Raw genomic sequence first — 18,177 nt, forward strand, 5'->3', positions numbered from 1 at the left:
TGGATGTCTAGCCTCAAATACATTGAGCTGACTTGGATTTGGCGTAAATGCCTAAAAACAAAGAGCCTTCCACACCGCGTTTGGGAAGGCTCTTTCAGTATTATTTTTTAATTTGCTAAAGGCTCATGCTTCGCAGCAATCAGACCGTAAGCACTCCAGCCTAGGAAGGTTACGATAGAGCCCCACATCATCGCTTCGTAGCCGGAGCCGTATAGCGCGTAGAAGCTGTATAGAGAACCAATCAGAGCAATAACGTTGGTGGTTTTCATCTCGCGCTCCGGTACGTGCGCCACTTGCTGCATGATAAAGATTGCGCCCATACATAGAATGTAAGGAATAACGTTTGTTACTACCGCTAGGTTAACCAGCGCTTCGAACTGCTCGTTCAGCGTTGGAGAGATCGTCATTAGAGACAATACAGATTGGATAATAGTAATCGCGATCATACCTTTGATTGGCGTACCACGTTTGTCCACTTGAGAGAACAATTTAGGGAAGAAGCCAGCATCAGAAGACGATTTGAACACTGAAGCGATAGTGAATTGCCAACCCAATAGAGAGCCCGCACAAGCCAATACCGCCATACCCGCAACCACTTTACCAGCGGCTGAACCTAGCATCACTGTCCATACGGTTGAGAATGGCGCTGTAGATGCAGCAAGCTCAGAGTTTGCAACGATACCAGAACAGATGTTTGTCGATACAATGTAAACCACAGCCGCGATTAGCGTACCGCCTAGCACTGCGATTGGTACGTTCTTCTCTGGGTTTTCTACCGCTTCAGAGTTCGCACAAGCTGATTCAAGACCAAGGAATGCCCATAGCGTCATCGCAATAGAAGCACTCACTGCCTCACCAAATGGCAAGCTGTGTGGGTTCCAAGCTTCAATGTACATGGTTGGGTTAAACCAGAACCAACCAACAATACCCAATGAACACACTGGTAGGATTACACCCCACACGGTGAATGTACCAATTTGACCTGTGATTTTCGCGCCACCGAAGTTAGCGAAAGTACAAATCCAAAGAATGGCGATAGTGTACAAACAGGTTTCGACCGGAGATAGGGTCACTTCAAAGAATGCGGAGCCGTAACCCACACAAGTAATCGCGATCGCAATGTTCGCAATAAGGAGCGACAAACCGTAAGTCCAGCCCGCCATAAATGCACCCGATTTACCGAATGCATAAGACGCGTAACCGTTCATACCGCCGTCACGTTTACTAAAGCGACCACATTTTGCGAACACGTAAGCCAACGCCAAAGAGCCCGCCGCCGTGATCAGCCAAGACAACACAGAAATGGTGCCCACTTGCGCCAGTTTACTTGGCAGCATGATGATACCGGAGCCAGCCATGTTGATGAATGTCAGAATGGTTAACTGCACCACCGACATTTTTTTAGTTTCAGTACTCATAAATTATTCTCCACGAATAAGCGGTTCGCACCGACGCCGGAGCGTGGTGCGAACGGGTAGATTAATCTTTTAGGACATAACAATGTGCGGTAGTGCGACCGTTAACATCTTCAAGGTACACACCTTGAATTTCTGGCGCGAAGCCTGGGAAGCGGTTAATACCTTCTTCTAGAGATAGGAAGTAATCCACCACGTGTGGGGTCCAGATTTCACCAGTGATCACACAGATGATGCCTGGAGGGTAAGGAAGTGCACCCTCAGCGGCTACGCGACCAACGGCCTCTTTAAGTGGTAGGTAATCGCATTCACCACGGAAGTATTTGCGTGTTGCCACGTCTGGTTTGTGAACCATTTGTGGGAAGTACTCACTGCGGAACATCGCTTTTTGTAGCTGTTTCACGTTCAGCTCTTTGTACATGTCATGCATTTCCTGACATAGCTGACGGATGGTGTAGCCACGGTAGCGTTCTTTATTCGCTTCGTAGACGCTTGGAAGTACGATACTTAGAGGCGCATCATCACGGATGAATTTTTCGAATCGGTTAATTTGAGCCACAAGGTGACGGATCTTACCCATATCTTCCGCAGGGGTGAGTAGGAACAAGATAGAGTTCAAGTCACACTTCTCAGGGATGATGCCGTTTTCACGAAGGAAGTTCGCCAATAGCGTTGCAGGAATACCGAAATCTGCGTAGCTGCCATCTTCTGCAATACCCGCAGTAGTTAGCAACAATTTACATGGGTCAACGAAGTATTGACCTTCACCGTAACCTTCAAATTTGTGCCAGCTTGCGTTTGGCTCAAACATGAAGAATTTCTTGTTCGTTGCGATCACGTCAGTGTCGTAGCTGCCCCAAGGTTGACCTTCAACTTCGTCTGGAATGAACGGACGAATCAATTCACAACTCTTAAGGATTTCTTTACGCGCTTCGATACCAGTCTTAACCGCATCGCGCCATAAACGCAGACCTGCTTCGCCATCGTGGATCTTCGCGTTCACATCAAGCGCAGAGAACAGTGCGTAGAATGGTGAAGTCGATGCGTGCATCATAAACGCGTTGTTAAAGCGTTTGTGGTTACAGTAACGAGCTTGACCTTTGATATGGCGGTCTTTTTTGTGGATTTGCGATGTTTGAGAGAAGCCAGCTTGTTGTTTGTGAACAGATTGAGTCACGATCACACCTGCGTCTTCTGGTTTCAAATCCAGCAGCAGTGGTGAACAGTCTTTCATCATAGGGATGAACTGCTCATAACCAACCCACGCAGAGTCAAACAGGATGTAGTCACAAAGATGACCGATCTTATCCATCACGTAGCGAGCATTGTAGATAGTACCGTCGTAAGTACCAAGCTGGATGATAGCAAGACGGAAAGGACGTTCATCACGTGCACGTTCTGGATCCACTTTCGCGATTTGAGCACGAATGTATTCTTCATCGAAACAGTGCTCATCCATACCACCGATGAAGCCCCAAGGGTTACGCGCCGTTTCTAAGTAAACTGGCATACCACCCGCTTGGATTAACGCACCGTGGTGGTTCGATTTGTGGTTGTTACGGTCGAACAGTACCAAATCACCTTCAGTTACTAGCGCGTTACACACCACTTTGTTTGAAGCAGAAGTACCGTTGAGTACGAAGTAAGTTTTGTCCGCGTTAAATACTTTTGCAGCGTGCGCTTGCGCTTGGTGTGCAGAACCTTCGTGGATCAGCAAGTCACCTAAATCCACGTCCGCGTTACACAAGTCACTACGGAACAGGTTTTCGCCGAAGAAATCGTAGAATTGTTTACCAGCTGGGTGTTTTTTGAAGAACTGACCACCTTGGTGTCCCGGACAGTCAAACGCTGAGTTACCCATCTCAACATAGTGCGTTAATTGCTTGAAGAAAGGAGGAAGCAGACGACATTCGTACTTGGTTACTGCTTCGTTGATTTGACGACAGTAGTACTCAATAGATTGTCTTTCTAAATCGATAACGCCAGTTAGCCAAACGTAATCTTCTGCCGAAACTGGGTTTTCATCCGTTACTAAGAAAACTGGAATACCGTAACCCGTTTCAGAAATCATTTTATGCAGACCTGCTTTAATGTCTGCTGAAGTAATAATAGCCGCACCAACGTCGGTTAATTCAACTTGCTCTAAAGGTTGTAAATGACGATTAAATTGTTCATCTAAAGATTCAGCTAATAAACTGAAGTCTTCTGGCATGTAATTACTAACACCTATAATTAAACGTTTCATTTGGAATATCTCTTTTTTGTTCTTTAAAATTGACAGGTACAGATATTACAAACGAAAACGATATTTAAAATTCAAAAAACAAATTTCGTGATTAAATTTTCATATTTAAAAGTCTTATTTTCTCGAATTAAAATTTCGCGATCTTCATCACTTTCCAATTGATAGCCCAATGATATTGAAACCAGGCTTAAAAGGAAAAATAATTAAAAATTGTGTGACCACAGCCATTGTTGTTAGAAATAAAATATCAAGAAAATAAATTTTTGAGATTTCTATCACTATATAATTATTAGGACTATATTATTAGGGATAATAAATATTTTAATTTTAACCAAATTTAAACACATAATAAAAAAGCCATCAACACATGTATTGATGGCTTTTTACTTTAGGTGCAAAGGAAACACAATTCAATTAAATAAATGACTATCTAGCTTTACGCCATTGTTGGACCATTGTTGATAGCGTTTTACCGCAATACCAGACGAGTACATGGTATGCTTACAATCCATGCACTCGACAAAGTACAGCCCACTCATTCCTGCCATAACGTGCAGTCTACGGCTATCGCAACGCTTACAGGACAAGCGTTGCACCTTAGAGTTCACATCTATGCGTCGGGCAAAGTTAAGAGTCTCATGAGAGCAAAGGGCTTCCACTGCGCTTTCCTTGAACGGATGCTCACTGAGTAAATGATTGATGGCGTAGTCGTACACCGGGGGAATCGAAGATTTGCCACTTTCAATATTGGTTATCTTAGCTACGGAAACTCCCAACAAAGACGCAAACTCCGCTTTGCTGTATTCCAAGATGAACCTTGAAGAGATGAACTTATCTGCACTAATGATTCTCAACATACACAAATCTCTAATAGAAATAAAACAGAGCAAATGGAATATGCTCCATTTTCTGTTGAAACATGTAATGAAAAAGTTACTTCCGAATGTTTTTATACGCATAGTATGCGCTATTTTTATTTGCTTATTATCTTGCGCCTAATTAAGAATAAAATCAACAAATCAAATCTTAAACCAAAAATAGAAATTTAGATTTAGAGGTACAAATTTTAATTAATATTATTAGATAAAGTAATGAGTGTATTTTTTAGCCTTTTATTTATAGCCACGAAATTAATTTCCAATTCTAGTTAATTAGATATTGGAAATGTTTGATTTGAGCTTAATAACCATCTCTGAAACAGGGGGGATTCCCCTCCATTTTTAGGTTTCACTAGAAAGTCTGAACTAAACGTACAAAATCTGTTGAGAAATCGAATAAATAATATGCAAATGAATAAATTAAGATCTTCGCAACACTCAACCATGACAGCTTGGCCATGTTTGCAACGTTGGTACATATAGAAGCGAACATCGGGATTCAGGACTCGATGCGAAGAGAAAACACGCAAATGTCTTAAAAACGGTGTACTCGTCTCTATATAGAGATTCTTGTAAAAACAGGGATGGGAAGAGAGAGGGTGGCATCGCCTAGAGGCGCTTGCCAGTAGCTGTTATCAGGCAATAAAAAAGCCTCATTACTGAGGCTCTTCGAAGATTAAGGTTGTAAAAAATTCTGCGTAAAATCGAGCACATCTTTGGAAGGCGTTTTCTGCTCAGGCGGTTTCGCTGATTGATCTTCTGTTGTGACCGTTGTCATATCCGGTTCGAAGTTTAGCTCCGTCGTCTCTTCCCACGTATTCGCCCCAGATTTGTGCTCGTCACTTAACACTTCGTTAAGCTCTTCTTCGCCAGGGAAATATACGTCACGTTTGTACACCTTGTTCAGCGCACGAATGATCGAGTGCTTTTTCACCATGCCAGATGCGAGCTTTCTTTGCAGAGGCTTCGCAATGGATTGAAGTCCAACCACCACATCCACACCTATGTTCGCCGCGACTTCATCACGAAGGACGCGAGCTGGTTGATAACCCATATTGGCAGAAAGAAACAACCAAACATACGCAATCGCATTGCCTGTTTTTCCTCTGTCTTTCCATGCTTCGCCTGCATGGTACATCGCTTCTGCGCTGCCGCCCTCAGCAGCACGTTCCAGCCAATAGCAACCTTTCACCATGCTCTTGTCTGCACCAATGCCGTTTAGATAACACAAGCCGACTTGAATTTTGCCTTCTGCACTGTCTTTTTCTGCCGCTTTCATAAACCAGTAAAGCGCATCGGCTTTATGGCCTGAAGTATTTTCAGGCGAGAGCTGCCACTCTCCCATGTAAAGCATCGCAGCAACGCAACCTTCTTCGGCCGCCGTCTCGATGAGTTGATGGCCTTTCGGGATGTTCTTCTCTACCCCTCGACCAAACACCAGTGCTTTACCTGTCGTGAACTTCGCTTCAATATCACCTTCCATGCCCGCGATGGCAGTTCGCCAGAAGTTCGCTTGCTCTTTTAAGATCACATCTTCTCGCATTCGCTCACTCAGGCGCACAATGCCGTACATGCCTGTCACGTTATCCAACTTCGCCGCTTTGTCGTACCAATACAGCGCTTGTCGAACGTTGTCCCGCTCAGCTTCTTTCGCTAAAAACAAAATCGTCGGGATGTGGCCAGTTTCTGCTTTAAACTCACGCTCTTTGCGTTCTTGCTCGCGCGCCTTTTGCATCGCTTTGCGATACGCAGCTTCACGCGCTTTCCTCTCGGTCTCCAGCCGTTGCCTTCGCATCGACAATGAGATCATCCAAACAAATATCAGGACGAGTGAAAGGCCAGTTGCCGCAATGGCAATGCCCATACTACTCATAGATAGCCTCTTTTTTAGTCAGGGCCCAAATGAACTCCCTACCGGGGAGTCTTGAAAATCACATGCCGACCAATATCGACAGCCTTTATTATATAACGACCATTACCGCAAAATCTGAAGCTTCTAAGTGTCTGTTGGCGTTATTTTATTCAATATCAGCGTAACTTATTTTTAAAGGCGAAATATCACCCCATTTTTTATAGAAGTTAATCACAGTTTTGGGGCTGAGACATTCTCCTCCCCTATCATCCCCCCTTACTCCTCCTATAAAAATTTACATTTTGATGGTGTGCGGAATATCTCACTATGCGACCGTTTTATTATTTATTTTGTGAACAAAATCAACTGTGACAGAAAATTTTTACTTGTAAAAAACTTAACAGCCTGCTCTCACATTTTGCTGATGATTCAGTGTATTAGCATCTAGTTGAACATTTCCTTTTCGGCATCTTGCCCCAAATAGGGCGTGTAGCGCTTCGAGCTTTAGAGCCACGAAATACCGCACGTCCGTTATATCAATTCAATAACAATGGATTTGTAAACGTGGACAATAAAACATTCAAATTATCAACGATTGCCAAAACCGTACTGCCTTTGATTTCCATCGCGGTCATCAGCGGTTGTGGCAGCGATAGCACAAGCGACGACACCACGAACCCAGGCTCTGGCCTATACCCTGCGGGAGAGAACGAGGTTGTCATTTACTACAAGCGCGATATTGCATCCGCATCAACGGCAAGCGACTACGAAGGTTGGGGCTTGCACTTGTGGAACGGCGAAGGCTGTACCAGCACCGACTTAGAAGCCATGGGCATTGCCGGCACAGGTACGGACTGGTCTGCACCGCGTCCATTCGACGGCATCAACGACACCTACGGCGCTTACTACGTACTGAAAGTGAACCCAGATGCGTCTGATCCGCACGAATGTATGAACTTCATTCTGCACAAAGGCGATGAGAAAGCCTTCGGTAGCTCGAACTCAAAAGTGGAGCTGACCAAAATTGGCGAATCTAAAGGTCTATTTGGCTTCCACGGCAGCAGCGAGCTTTACTACGAGCCAATCGAAGAACGTCCAGTCGATATTGATGGTCAAAAAGCGCATTGGTTAGATGCCAACACTATCGCATGGGAAGCGGCAGCCAATGCTGATTCAATGAAGCTGTTCTACAGCTTGACCAACGACATCAAAATGGATGAAGACAAGCAAATCTCTGGCGGTACAGCTGTTGAGCTGACCAAAGCGGGCGATTTGTCTGACGGTCTTAAATCTCGTTTCCGCCACCTTGCAAGCCTTCAAGCCGCTGGCATTGATGTGGACGATGCAACCCTACGTACGATTCTGAAATCACAAATCGTCATGGTGGCTTACAACGCAAATGGCGACGTTATTTCTGCAACTGAAGTGCAAAAGCCGGGCGTTTTGGATGCGGTGTTTGCCGACTCCAAGGCAGGTAACGCAATTAGCCAAGAACTCGGTGCGATTGTGGAAGGCGGCGCAGCAACCTTCAAACTTTGGGCGCCAACAGCACAAGACGTTGCTCTGATCATCTATGACGAGAATCTGAAAGAAGAAACAACCGTTGCGATGAAAGAAGATTCAGCAACTGGTATCTGGGTTTCTGAAGCGCAAAGCAACGTCGTCAACAAATACTACCGTTACCAAGTTAAAGTTTACCACCCAACAACGGGCGTCATCGAAACTCGCTTGGTCACAGATCCATACTCTCTGAGCTTGTCGAAAAATTCGATGTACTCTCAAGTGATCGATTTGGATGATCCAAGCTTGATGCCACAAGGCTGGAGCGACTACGAACGCCCAACCGTTAAAAAAGATGAAGACCACGTACTGTACGAATCACACCTTCGTGACTTCAGCTTTAACGATACAAAAGGCACCAAAGAATACAACGGTAAGTACTTAGCACTCACAGAAGCAGACCGCGAATCGGTCTCTCACTTGCAAGCACTAAAAGACGCAGGTTTAACAACGCTTCACATCCTGCCAGCGTTCGATATTGCTACGGTTGATGAAGAAGCGGCGAACCGCGTCGATATTACTGACACCGTAGGTAAATTGTGTGGCATCAAACCAGAAGCGTCTGTCTGTGACGAAGTTGATGGCGGGAAAGTGATTGAAGATGTGCTGAACAGCTACGATCCAGCCACCGGTTCTGCGCAAGCACTGATGAACGATTTGCGCATGCTAGACAGCTTCAACTGGGGTTACGACCCATTCCATTACACGGTGCCAGAAGGCAGCTACGCGACCGATCCAAACGGCTCAAAACGTATTCTTGAGTTCCGTGAAATGGTGCAAGCAACACACAAAATGAAGCTGAAGCTGATCATGGACGTGGTGTACAACCACACCAATGCCTCTGGCATTAACGACAAATCCGTTCTAGATAAAATCGTCCCAGGATACTACCACCGTCTTAACGTCAACACTGGCGGCGTAGAAAACTCAACCTGTTGTGACAACACTGCAACAGAAAACTTGATGATGGGTAAACTGATGGTTGACTCATTGAAAGTGTGGGCGGACGACTACAAAGTTGACGGTTTCCGTTTCGACTTAATGGGCCACCAGCCAAAAGATGTGATGGTCTACGCACTTGAGCAAATCCGCAAGATTGACGAAAACACCTTGTTCTACGGTGAAGGTTGGGACTTCGGTGAAGTGTCTAACAACGCTCGTTTTGATCAAGCCACTCAGCTAAACATGGCTGGCACTGAAATCGGTACGTTCTCGGATCGTCTGCGTGACGCTGTTCGTGGCGGTAGCCCATTTGATGGCGGTGTCGATTCAGAAGGTAAGCACCCACTTCGCTTCAACCAAGGTTTTGGTAACGCGGCTTACGCGAATGAAGAAACCAAAGTGGACGCAGAATCGGTGAATGGTCGTCTACACAACCAAGATTTGGTTCGTCTAGGCATGGCGGGTAACTTGGCTGACTTCGTTCTTCTAGACTACAAAGGCGACACAAAATTAGGTAAGTACGTTGATTACAATGGTGCGCCAGCAGGCTACACAAAAGTGCCATCAGAAAACATCTCGTACGTGTCTAAGCACGATAACCAAACTCTGTGGGATAACAACGCGTACAAGATTGCGACTGCGACTCCTTCTGCAGATCGTGCACGCATGCAATCTGTCTCGCTATCAACAGTAATGCTTGGCCAAGGTATCCCATTCATCCACATGGGTTCTGAGCTTCTGCGTTCTAAATCGATGCAGCGTGACTCTTACGATTCTGGTGACTGGTTCAACCGCGTCTTCTTCGACGGCAGTGACAACAACTGGAACGTAGGTCTGCCTCGTGAAGACAAAGACGGCGCAAACTGGGAGCTGATCAAGAAGATCGTTTCTGACACGACAGCTAAGCCAGATGCAACCGACATTGAGCTAACCAAACAACAATTCCTAGAACTACTAAAAATCCGTAGTTCAAGTGAACTGTTCCGCTTAGATACCGCTCAAGAAGTCATGAACCGTGTTGACTTCCGCAACGTTGGTAAAGACCAAGTGGAAGGCTTGATCGTTATGTCTATCGACGATGGTAAATCAGCAGGTGCCGATTTGGATTCGAAATACGATGCGATCGTTGCTGTGGTGAACTCAACATCAACAGAGAAATCATTTGTCGTGAAAGGCGCGACAGGTTTCGAGCTGCATGAAGTTCAACAAAACTCTGCAGATGGCATCGTGAAAGGTGCAAGCTTCGCCAATGAAACCTTTACAGTACCAGCACTGACTACTGCGGTATTCGTACAGCCACAAGACGGCGCGCAAGGTGCGGGGCTGCCAGTCAATACGGACAACAAAGACGTATCGAGCATTCCTCCTTTCGGTGAAACCGTGGTTTACGTGAAAGGCACAATGAACAATTGGTCAGACAACAGCGACTGGGCAATGACTTTCATTGGCAACGGCATGTACTCAGTAACAGGCGTACTTGAAGCAGGCAGCCACGAGTTCAAATTTGCAGACACAGGTTGGGCAAATCCTAACATCGGTTGTTCTGTGGCAACAGTGGGCAGCGGCTCTCTGGAGCTAGGCGCAGACGAAAACTGTAAACTCACCGTCGCAGAAACAGGCAAGTACAACTTCACACTGAACGCGCTATACGTTCAAGATGAGAAAGTGGAAAAACCTGTGGTTTCCGTAACCAAATCTGCGGATGCACCAACGTTTGGTGAAACAGCACTGTACCTACGTGGCACCATCACAAGTTGGGACACTCCGGCGCAAGATTCAGCAGCGAAGTTCAGCTACGTCGCCAATGATGTTTACTCGCTCGACATTGACCTAGCTGCGGGTAGCTACGAGATGAAGATTGCAAGTGCAGACTGGGCAGCAGACACCAACTTCGGCGGCGAAGGCAGTGTTGAGCTTGGTAAAGCACTGACGATGGAAGTCGGTGGCGGTAGTGCAAACCTAAAAATTGCGATTGCAGAAGCAGGAAATTACAACTTCCACTTCAATGCAGCTGACAAGTCAGCGCCAATCGTAACCGTCACGAAGAACTGAGTTCTCCAGTTTTCACAACATCCGTAAATACAAGGGGAAGCATTATGCTTCCCCTTTCCTATTCTCAATGGTCTGCCGTGAGATTAACTCGCAATGTTGAAACCAATTGCGCGTTAATTTCCCCAAATTTGCTCAACAAATTCAGGATGATCGATAAACGGGTTGCGGTTCCCTTGGAACTCAAACACCCAGTCATTGCGACGAATTTCTTTCGCGCTAACAGGATCATTTTTGTGCCAACGTTTCAGCATGTTTAGCATCCAAGGTTCAAATACGTTCGTACTGGTACCATCCAACACCGCGTCAGAGTTGCTAGTGTTGTTCTCCCAATTGCCAATCACGTTCTCGTAACGGGTTGCCATGTAAAAATACGCGCGCGCAAAATCGCCTTTAAACTCATCAATCGGCTCAAACACGGTGCCTGAATAACCCAGTGCTGTGCTCGCTTGACCTAGCTTAGAACCATTGCTGGAAACATAAGTCGAGGTGCCCACTTCGCCAAATGGCCAGTTGCTACGTTTGGCGTTTACATAACCATCGGTGGCAAACAAATGGTGACCGTCTGAGTTCATTGGTTCAACTTTGCCACCAAACCAGCTTTTCGGGAACGAGTGTTCACGGTTGTAGCAATCCCCTTCTTGACTGTATTGACCGCATTGGTCGGTTACTTTCGTGAAACTCACTGCATCGTTGCCCGCAGGCTTCTCTGAATACATATCAAGAATGGAGCCATCTTTCTCGTAGTAGTTATCCAAATCTGCGTCTTTTACCAAAGTCCAAATCGCTGAATAGCCACGGCTGGAGTGATTATTGATGATGTTAAACAACGCCGTTTTGAGTGCGTAGCCTGTCTTGCCAGACGCGGCTTGATAATACCCATCAACCACTGGTGGAGTCGTGGTGGTGTCACCTAACGTAAAATCAGTGGTTTCGCTTTTGGCGAACTCAGCGCCAGAAGCAAGGGTCTTGGCTCCTTCCATCAACGTGTACGAACCCGCGCCACTTCCACAACAAATGCCGTCACCATACTCATCTTGAATGGTGAACTGGTAGTCACCGTCGGCTAAACACATGCTTTTTTCAACGGTGGTTGCCGACTCATAACCCTGACCAGAGAACAGTACTTCGGCTTGGCTGTTTTTCAGCGTCCAAGTGGTTTCAGAGCCGTAGTTGTCGGTCGTGAGAGTCAAGACCACTTGGTGATCACTACAGCTCTCTACGGGAGGCTGCGTGCTTGTCTCGGTCGGTTGGAAGTTATCGACATAAACCACTTCTGAGCCGTCAAAGCCCGCTTCATCATAAAAACGCAATCCCACATCGATGGTTTTCGTGGTCGTCGCGGTGTAATTGAGTGTGAGTTCTTGCCACTGATTCGTTTGCTGCGGATTGGAGTAGCCGTGATAACCGTCTGCCACCAATCGAGCTTTTACATGCCCTTCAGTGTGATACACCGAGACTGAGAACGCATAGGTTTTCCCTTGCTCCACATTAATGGTTTGCAAAAAGTCGGTGTTGCTCTGGGTACCCGTGTTCACGACGACTTGAGCAGCCAAGCCGCCCGATTTGATTTGTTCGCTGCTTGGCGACACCGCGATGCCAGCGTCAATCACTGACCACTGCGTAGGTGCATTGCCATTCCACTGTTCAAAGTCACCATTAAGAATTTGGCTATACGCGAGCGGAGAGCTAACGGCAGCAAGGAGACAAAGAGGAGCTGTGATGGATTTCATTATACTTTTCCATTAGTTATGTAAATCCCACACACGATAAACATATTAGTTAGGCATAAATAACCCGTAAGTCACACTTTTACGTTGCACGAGTGTTAATTTGCTTTTTAATGTGCAGCTTATCTCACAAATATCGTACGGATTAACAGCAAAATACCTGTACAAAACGCGAGGTAGCCAGTTATCCGCACCTTGGTAAAAACCATTGAGAAGTTGAGAAAAAAGGAGAGCAGTAGAGCGAAAAAAGCCAAGTGTGCACCTATGGGGGTCAGCAACAACACTTGGCTTGTGTATTAGAAAAGTTCTGTGCAGCTCAACCGATGAGCGGCAATGCTGGATAATTCCTTAGGGAATTACCGCAAAGAATCGCCCTTGTAATGGCGACATCGGAAGTTGATATTGACCATTGCTCGGAGCAATTTTTTCATTCGTGAGTAAATCCACCAGCTCACCTGTGCCAACACTCTCCTGAGCAAGAATGACGGTTCTCGCACTCTCTAAGGTATTTAGCGCAAACAAGACTTTGTCCGAACCAGATTGTTTCAAGTCCACATAACTGCCGTTACTCGCAACTAAATTCGTGCGTGACCCCTGATAAAGTGCGGGATGCGTATCGCGCATTGTCATCAGCGATGTCACATAAGCTTTGAGATCGGCTTGGTTTGCATCAAGCGTCGCCGTCACGCCTTCAATTTTCGCGCTGCTACGCGCAACGTGATCATCGCACAAACCTTGAATAGCACAGGTGTTGTTGTCTTCTTTTGCGGCAAAACCATCCACTTGATCCCCGATTTCATCGCCGTAGTACAGCGTGATTGGCCCAGTGTAGGCAGCTTGGAAGGCAAACGCGGCTTTATGGCGTAACCAATATTCTGCATCATTCACATCCGCCAAGTTTCCGCGCTGCAACAAGTCACCAAAGCGCACTAAATCGTGGTTGCCGATCATCAAATTCGGCTGCGCATGTGTTGGATATTGGTTGTGTGTGCTGTAGCCGTTGTCTAGCCAATCCACACCGCGACCACCCACGCCACTCTCATTCACAGCCAAAGTTTCAACGATGCGATAGCGCATAGAGAAGTCAAACGCAGAGCACAATGCTGGATCGCTGTTCGATCCATACGCCTCATTCGCAATCTCAGACTCCCCTTTCCAAATCTCTGCCACCATGTAACCCAACGGATTCACTTGTTCGCCTTTGCTATTGGTGTACGTCACGCCTTGCGAGGCTTCATCGACAGCTTTACGAAGTTGTGTCCAAGCGTCTGTCGGAACTTGATAGGCTTGATCTAAACGCCAGCCATCAATCTTGAGTTCTTTGATCCAATACGTCGCCACCTCTTTGTAGAAATCGAGACTGGCTGGGTAATCAACGGGATTGCTTGAGCCTGAAGGCAACAAGCCGGAAGGCGAGGGTTTGATCAAACCATTCTTATGGTGGCCAAATACGCCATCAAAAAATACGTACAAACCGCGTTTGTGTGCTTCTTCGACTAGAGTTTTCGCGGTCGCTAAGTCACCAAATTTGGGGTCGATTTTAAAGTAATCTGTTGCAAAATAGCCGGTAGCGTCCAAACGATCCGCCCAATGATCTTGTCCTGCTATCGCTTCTGACTCAAAAACTGGCGTCAACCAAATCGCATTCATCCCTAAGTCTTGGATGTAATCGAGTGAATCAATCACCCCTTGCAAATCACCATTGTGATGGCTGGTGCCATAACCTGTACCGTGACCAATGCTTGCATCACCATCAACAAAACTCTCTACCATGATTTGATAAGTACGAAGTTGGTTACTTTGCGCCATGACATTGGCTTGGCAAGCATAACTCGTATCCGGTAGTGGCGTGCTGCTATTACTGTCGCCACCAGAAGAATTACACGCAGATAAAGCACCCATCACACTTAACGCAAGCAACGATCGATACAGGCGATGGTTACGTAGAACATTACGCATTTTACTCTCCCTAATTTACTCAAATAACCTACAAACATTTGAGTAATAAAATTAACCCCAACATGTTTTCCATGTAGGGGCTAATAAATAAAAACTAATTTTTAAATAACTTAATGGAATATTATTGGCACTTATTTACCATGACATGAACAGGTTTGCCTTTTCCTTCAAACTGAAGACTCCAGACATATTTACCATCTTCTTTAATATCCACAACCGTATCAGTACCGTAACCACCAAACGTTAATGGTGTTAATTCACCAACGTTCATTCTATTTCCTTTTGCAGTAAATTGTGGGAACCACAGCTCGGTCGCATACTGCATTTTGTAGGAGCCTACTTTTTCTTGAACCACCGCTTGGTAGAAGTTATTCCCTTTGTAAGTGTATTGACGCTGAGGCACGTGTTTCCAATCGGAATCCGCAAACGTACCCACCACAAATAGTGGTTTAGAAATTGGTCCTTTCGCCGTGCTATCTGGGTTGTCACACGCTTTCATGAAAGCAACCACTTCGTCTTGAGACATATTAACAACTGGCTCTGCGGCCGCTTCAGGTTCTGCCGTCGATTGACAACCTACTAAGGCAACAAGCAGGACAGCAGCAAGAGAGGTCTTCATCATGTTCATTTCACGTAATTCCTTTTTAGTATATCCAAAGCAAAATAAACTCAACGACTAAAATAAATATTAATCGTTATTAAAATGGAAATATCGAACGCTAAATATCGTCGGCTTGAGAATTTAAATCACTTCGAGAGTTTTATTTATTTCCTAAGCTAAAAATATAAGTTAGGAACTGTCATTAATTATTGATCTAACCAATATAAAAAACAAAGCAATAAAAATAATTATGTGAATAAGGTAACTCTATGTAGGGGTATTTTTATTGGTTTATTTTCTATGAAAAAAGGCCAGCATTTCGCTGACCTTTTATATTCGATTATTTTTTATTTACGGCTTTCACAAACACTTCTTGTGCGCCTTCAATACCTAGCTCTTTTGCTTCATCAAGCAAGGTGAGTGCTTTCGGAATATCGTTCGCTGCGACTGCCGCTTCAATAGAGCTGTGGTAGTAGCTAGTGAGATCCGAACCTTGAGGAATGTTGTCGTTTTTCGCAACAATCTTGGTATTCACGATATCATTCGCGGATACCGAAAAGCGGAACTGACCCAATGGGCTATGTTTCGCGAGAGGGTCTGCAATATCTGGCGGCTGAGTATGGCGCGCCATGGCGAAGGCTTTTGCAGGGTGTAGAACTTGTGTACTTCCTTTTAGATCGGCGGAAGTCGTGTAAACCAATACATGAAGATCATTACCTGTCATGTCTGGAATCACATTGAGATCAAGTACGAATTTATCGTTGTCCAACAGTTTTGCTGGTTCGTACTTAAACTTTGAGAAATCGGCTTGGTAAATGGTTTCTCCTGCCGAGTTCATCACTGCGACATTTGGAGCATAAAATTGAAGTTCTTTACTTACGAATGTCTCTAATTTGATATCGAGACTGCCACGATTGCCCGGAAGAGCGAACGCTGCAATTGCGCCAGCACTGTTGCCATCCAACAGCATTTGGCTTTTATCAGTCAAAGCGAACTCAGTAACCACAGGCACATTAAGCGGTACCCATTGAATATCACCCGATTGAGTGATTACTTGTTGCTGACCTTTTGGACTCATCTCTACTTGTTCTACGGACGCACAACCAGTAGCCAACATGCCCAGCAGTACGGGAGCAAGCCATTTTCTCATTACTGTCTACCTCGACTCATTATTGTTTTTGAAATAAATACAGCCAGATAGGTTCTGGCTGTATCATTCTAGGACAATTTAGGACTTAGTGGTTAGATGATTACCACCAAGCTTCAGCTTGTACACCGAATTGGAACGTATCGTCTGAACGACCGTTATCAAATGTGTTTGAGTTGTCTTCTTTGTCAGCCGTTAGGTAAGAAGCGTAAACACGGATTTCAGGACGAGCCCAGAAGCTAGAGCCAGCAGACCATGCTTGTGCAACAGTTAGCTTACCGTATTTGTTTTCTTCGCCGTCGTTATCGTCGATAGCGTAGCCAGCTTCGAAGATAGTTTTGTGGTTGTCATCCCATTTGTACATTGGACGAACAACAACAGACATTGTTTCCCACTTGTCTTGGCCAGCCCACATGTCTTCACCAACACCGTATACTAGTTGGTGACCCATTTCCCAGCTGTCGCCCATGCCGATTACACCCCAGTTGATTAGGCGGTAACCAGATGCACCATTATCAGCTTCTGCACCGTACCAGCTACCGTCGCCGTAGAACGCCATTGTTTTTGAGTAGCCTTCAGTACCGTACTGGAATACAGTTTTGTTGAAACCAGAGTCTAGACCTTGAGTCAACTCTGCTGTGAACATTACGCCGTTTTTCGCATCTTTAGTGCTGTTTGGCGCAGCGTCAGTTTCGTTAAGAATCGCGTAGTTCAAGCCCATTTCTAGAGAACCGTTATCCCATAGAGGAAGACCTGCGTAACGTACGTCTAAAGTGTTAACGTTTGTTGCGCCGCCGTCGTTGCCTGTATCTACGATATCGCCACGGTCGTTACGAACCCAAGCGAAAGAAACTTTACCTGGACCTGCTTCGATACCTTCAACACCAGCGCCCGCGCCAGAGATGTTCCAGTAGTAGAAGTCAGAGATATGGATGTCATGACGTTGGTAGTAACGCTTACCAGCCCAAAGTGTCGCTTCTGGAGCAAAGTTTAGTAGGCCTTTAGCTTGAACGTTAAACTGACGTAGAGCGAATTGTGCATCGTCTACACATTTCACGTTGCTTCCGTCCATGCCACAGTTAGTTGAAGTACTTTCCCAGTCGTTTGAACCGTTAGAAGTCATTGCGATCATAGAGTCTACGTAGAACGTTTTACCGTTGTTGTTGTAAACTTCTTTACCTAGTTGAATCTCGCCGTAAATATCACTCTCGTTACCTAGACGACCAACCTTGTTCTTTTCGAATGTTAGTTGTTGACCACCGTCAGCGTTCACGCCAACGCCAGCACGCATGTAACCGTGGAAGTCCACTGCGAAAGCAGAACCAGCAGCTAAAGTTGCAGCAACAGCAGCTGCAATTACACTTACTTTTTTCATTCTTAACTCCATTAAGGGTATTTATAATTCTGTCTTCCCTGCTCGCCCTCAGGTGAATATAGGCAGTAAAAACGCACCTAAAGAAAGAGAGGTAAGATGGGAACGAATCCCCGTTTGTTTCAACAGTTATAAGACTACCCGAGGGGTACAAGGATGACTTCCTCCGCCCCAAACTAATTTAGGGGGGATGAGAAGGGAGTAGAGAAATTACCGCATGGTGTTTTTTCGAGTCAGATCACCAATCTAGGGAGGAATTAGTAAGTTTCTTCGGTTTTGAGCCGCTACAAAGTGATAGCTAATTCATATTTTTGACCCGAAGTCGTCATCTAAAGTAATTAAATTACACGAATATTTTTCTATTTAAGGTGGTTGACCTTAGTAAGACAAAGTTTTTAACTTATAGTTTCCTAAAGGTAGCAATAAA

General features: G+C 45.4%; 10 protein-coding genes. 1 reads left to right on the plus strand and 9 read right to left on the minus strand.

The genetic code is table 11. The features are described 5' to 3' along the window. Positions 1 to 107: 107 nt before the first annotated feature. The 4 genes from potE to ACF8EG_RS01385 all read right to left on the minus strand — a co-directional run bounded on the left by potE (position 108) and on the right by ACF8EG_RS01385 (position 6,411). Entirely contained in the window at positions 108 to 1,418 is a 1,311-nt protein-coding gene (gene potE / locus ACF8EG_RS01370; protein ID WP_005374814.1) for a putrescine-ornithine antiporter, read from the minus strand. A gap of 61 nt (positions 1,419 to 1,479) precedes the next feature. Beyond that, the gene (gene speF / locus ACF8EG_RS01375; protein WP_011106546.1) at positions 1,480 to 3,660 is read right to left on the minus strand and encodes an ornithine decarboxylase SpeF; all 2,181 of its coding nucleotides are present in this window, start codon (positions 3,658 to 3,660) and stop codon (positions 1,480 to 1,482) included. Between the two features lie 410 nt (positions 3,661 to 4,070). Then, positions 4,071 to 4,517 (minus strand): helix-turn-helix transcriptional regulator, encoded by a 447-nt coding sequence (locus ACF8EG_RS01380; protein WP_005458369.1) that lies wholly within the window; start codon positions 4,515 to 4,517, stop codon positions 4,071 to 4,073. A 697-nt stretch (positions 4,518 to 5,214) separates the two neighbouring features. Next, on the minus strand, positions 5,215 to 6,411 hold the full coding sequence (locus ACF8EG_RS01385) for a tetratricopeptide repeat protein (protein ID WP_005499994.1): 1,197 nt from the start codon (positions 6,409 to 6,411) through the stop codon (positions 5,215 to 5,217). A 543-nt stretch (positions 6,412 to 6,954) separates the two neighbouring features. Here ACF8EG_RS01385 and pulA point away from each other — a divergent pair. Then, on the plus strand, positions 6,955 to 10,944 hold the full coding sequence (pulA, locus tag ACF8EG_RS01390) for a pullulanase-type alpha-1,6-glucosidase (RefSeq protein ID WP_069505520.1): 3,990 nt from the start codon (positions 6,955 to 6,957) through the stop codon (positions 10,942 to 10,944). 113 nt (positions 10,945 to 11,057) lie between these two features. Here the strand turns inward: pulA and ACF8EG_RS01395 are convergent, their stop codons facing one another. From ACF8EG_RS01395 to ACF8EG_RS01415, 5 genes are all read right to left on the minus strand, one after another. Continuing rightward, positions 11,058 to 12,674, minus strand: a complete 1,617-nt coding sequence (locus ACF8EG_RS01395) for an endonuclease (protein WP_069505522.1) — start codon at positions 12,672 to 12,674, stop codon at positions 11,058 to 11,060. A 345-nt stretch (positions 12,675 to 13,019) separates the two neighbouring features. Beyond that, positions 13,020 to 14,630 (minus strand): alpha-amylase family glycosyl hydrolase, encoded by a 1,611-nt coding sequence (locus ACF8EG_RS01400; RefSeq protein ID WP_069505524.1) that lies wholly within the window; start codon positions 14,628 to 14,630, stop codon positions 13,020 to 13,022. Positions 14,631 to 14,751: 121 nt separating this feature from the next. Continuing rightward, positions 14,752 to 15,258: a hypothetical protein gene (locus ACF8EG_RS01405; RefSeq protein WP_025498758.1), complete on the minus strand. Its 507-nt coding sequence runs from the start codon at positions 15,256 to 15,258 to the stop codon at positions 14,752 to 14,754. Between the two features lie 313 nt (positions 15,259 to 15,571). After that, entirely contained in the window at positions 15,572 to 16,381 is an 810-nt protein-coding gene (locus ACF8EG_RS01410) for a MalM family protein (RefSeq protein ID WP_017447177.1), read from the minus strand. A gap of 100 nt (positions 16,382 to 16,481) precedes the next feature. Further along, positions 16,482 to 17,753, minus strand: a complete 1,272-nt coding sequence (locus ACF8EG_RS01415; RefSeq protein WP_017447176.1) for a maltoporin — start codon at positions 17,751 to 17,753, stop codon at positions 16,482 to 16,484. Between the last annotated feature and the right edge of the window lie 424 nt (positions 17,754 to 18,177).

Origin of the sequence: Vibrio sp. YQ_11, assembly GCF_043103065.1 — a bacterium.
GTDB classification, from domain to species: domain Bacteria; phylum Pseudomonadota; class Gammaproteobacteria; order Enterobacterales; family Vibrionaceae; genus Vibrio; species Vibrio parahaemolyticus.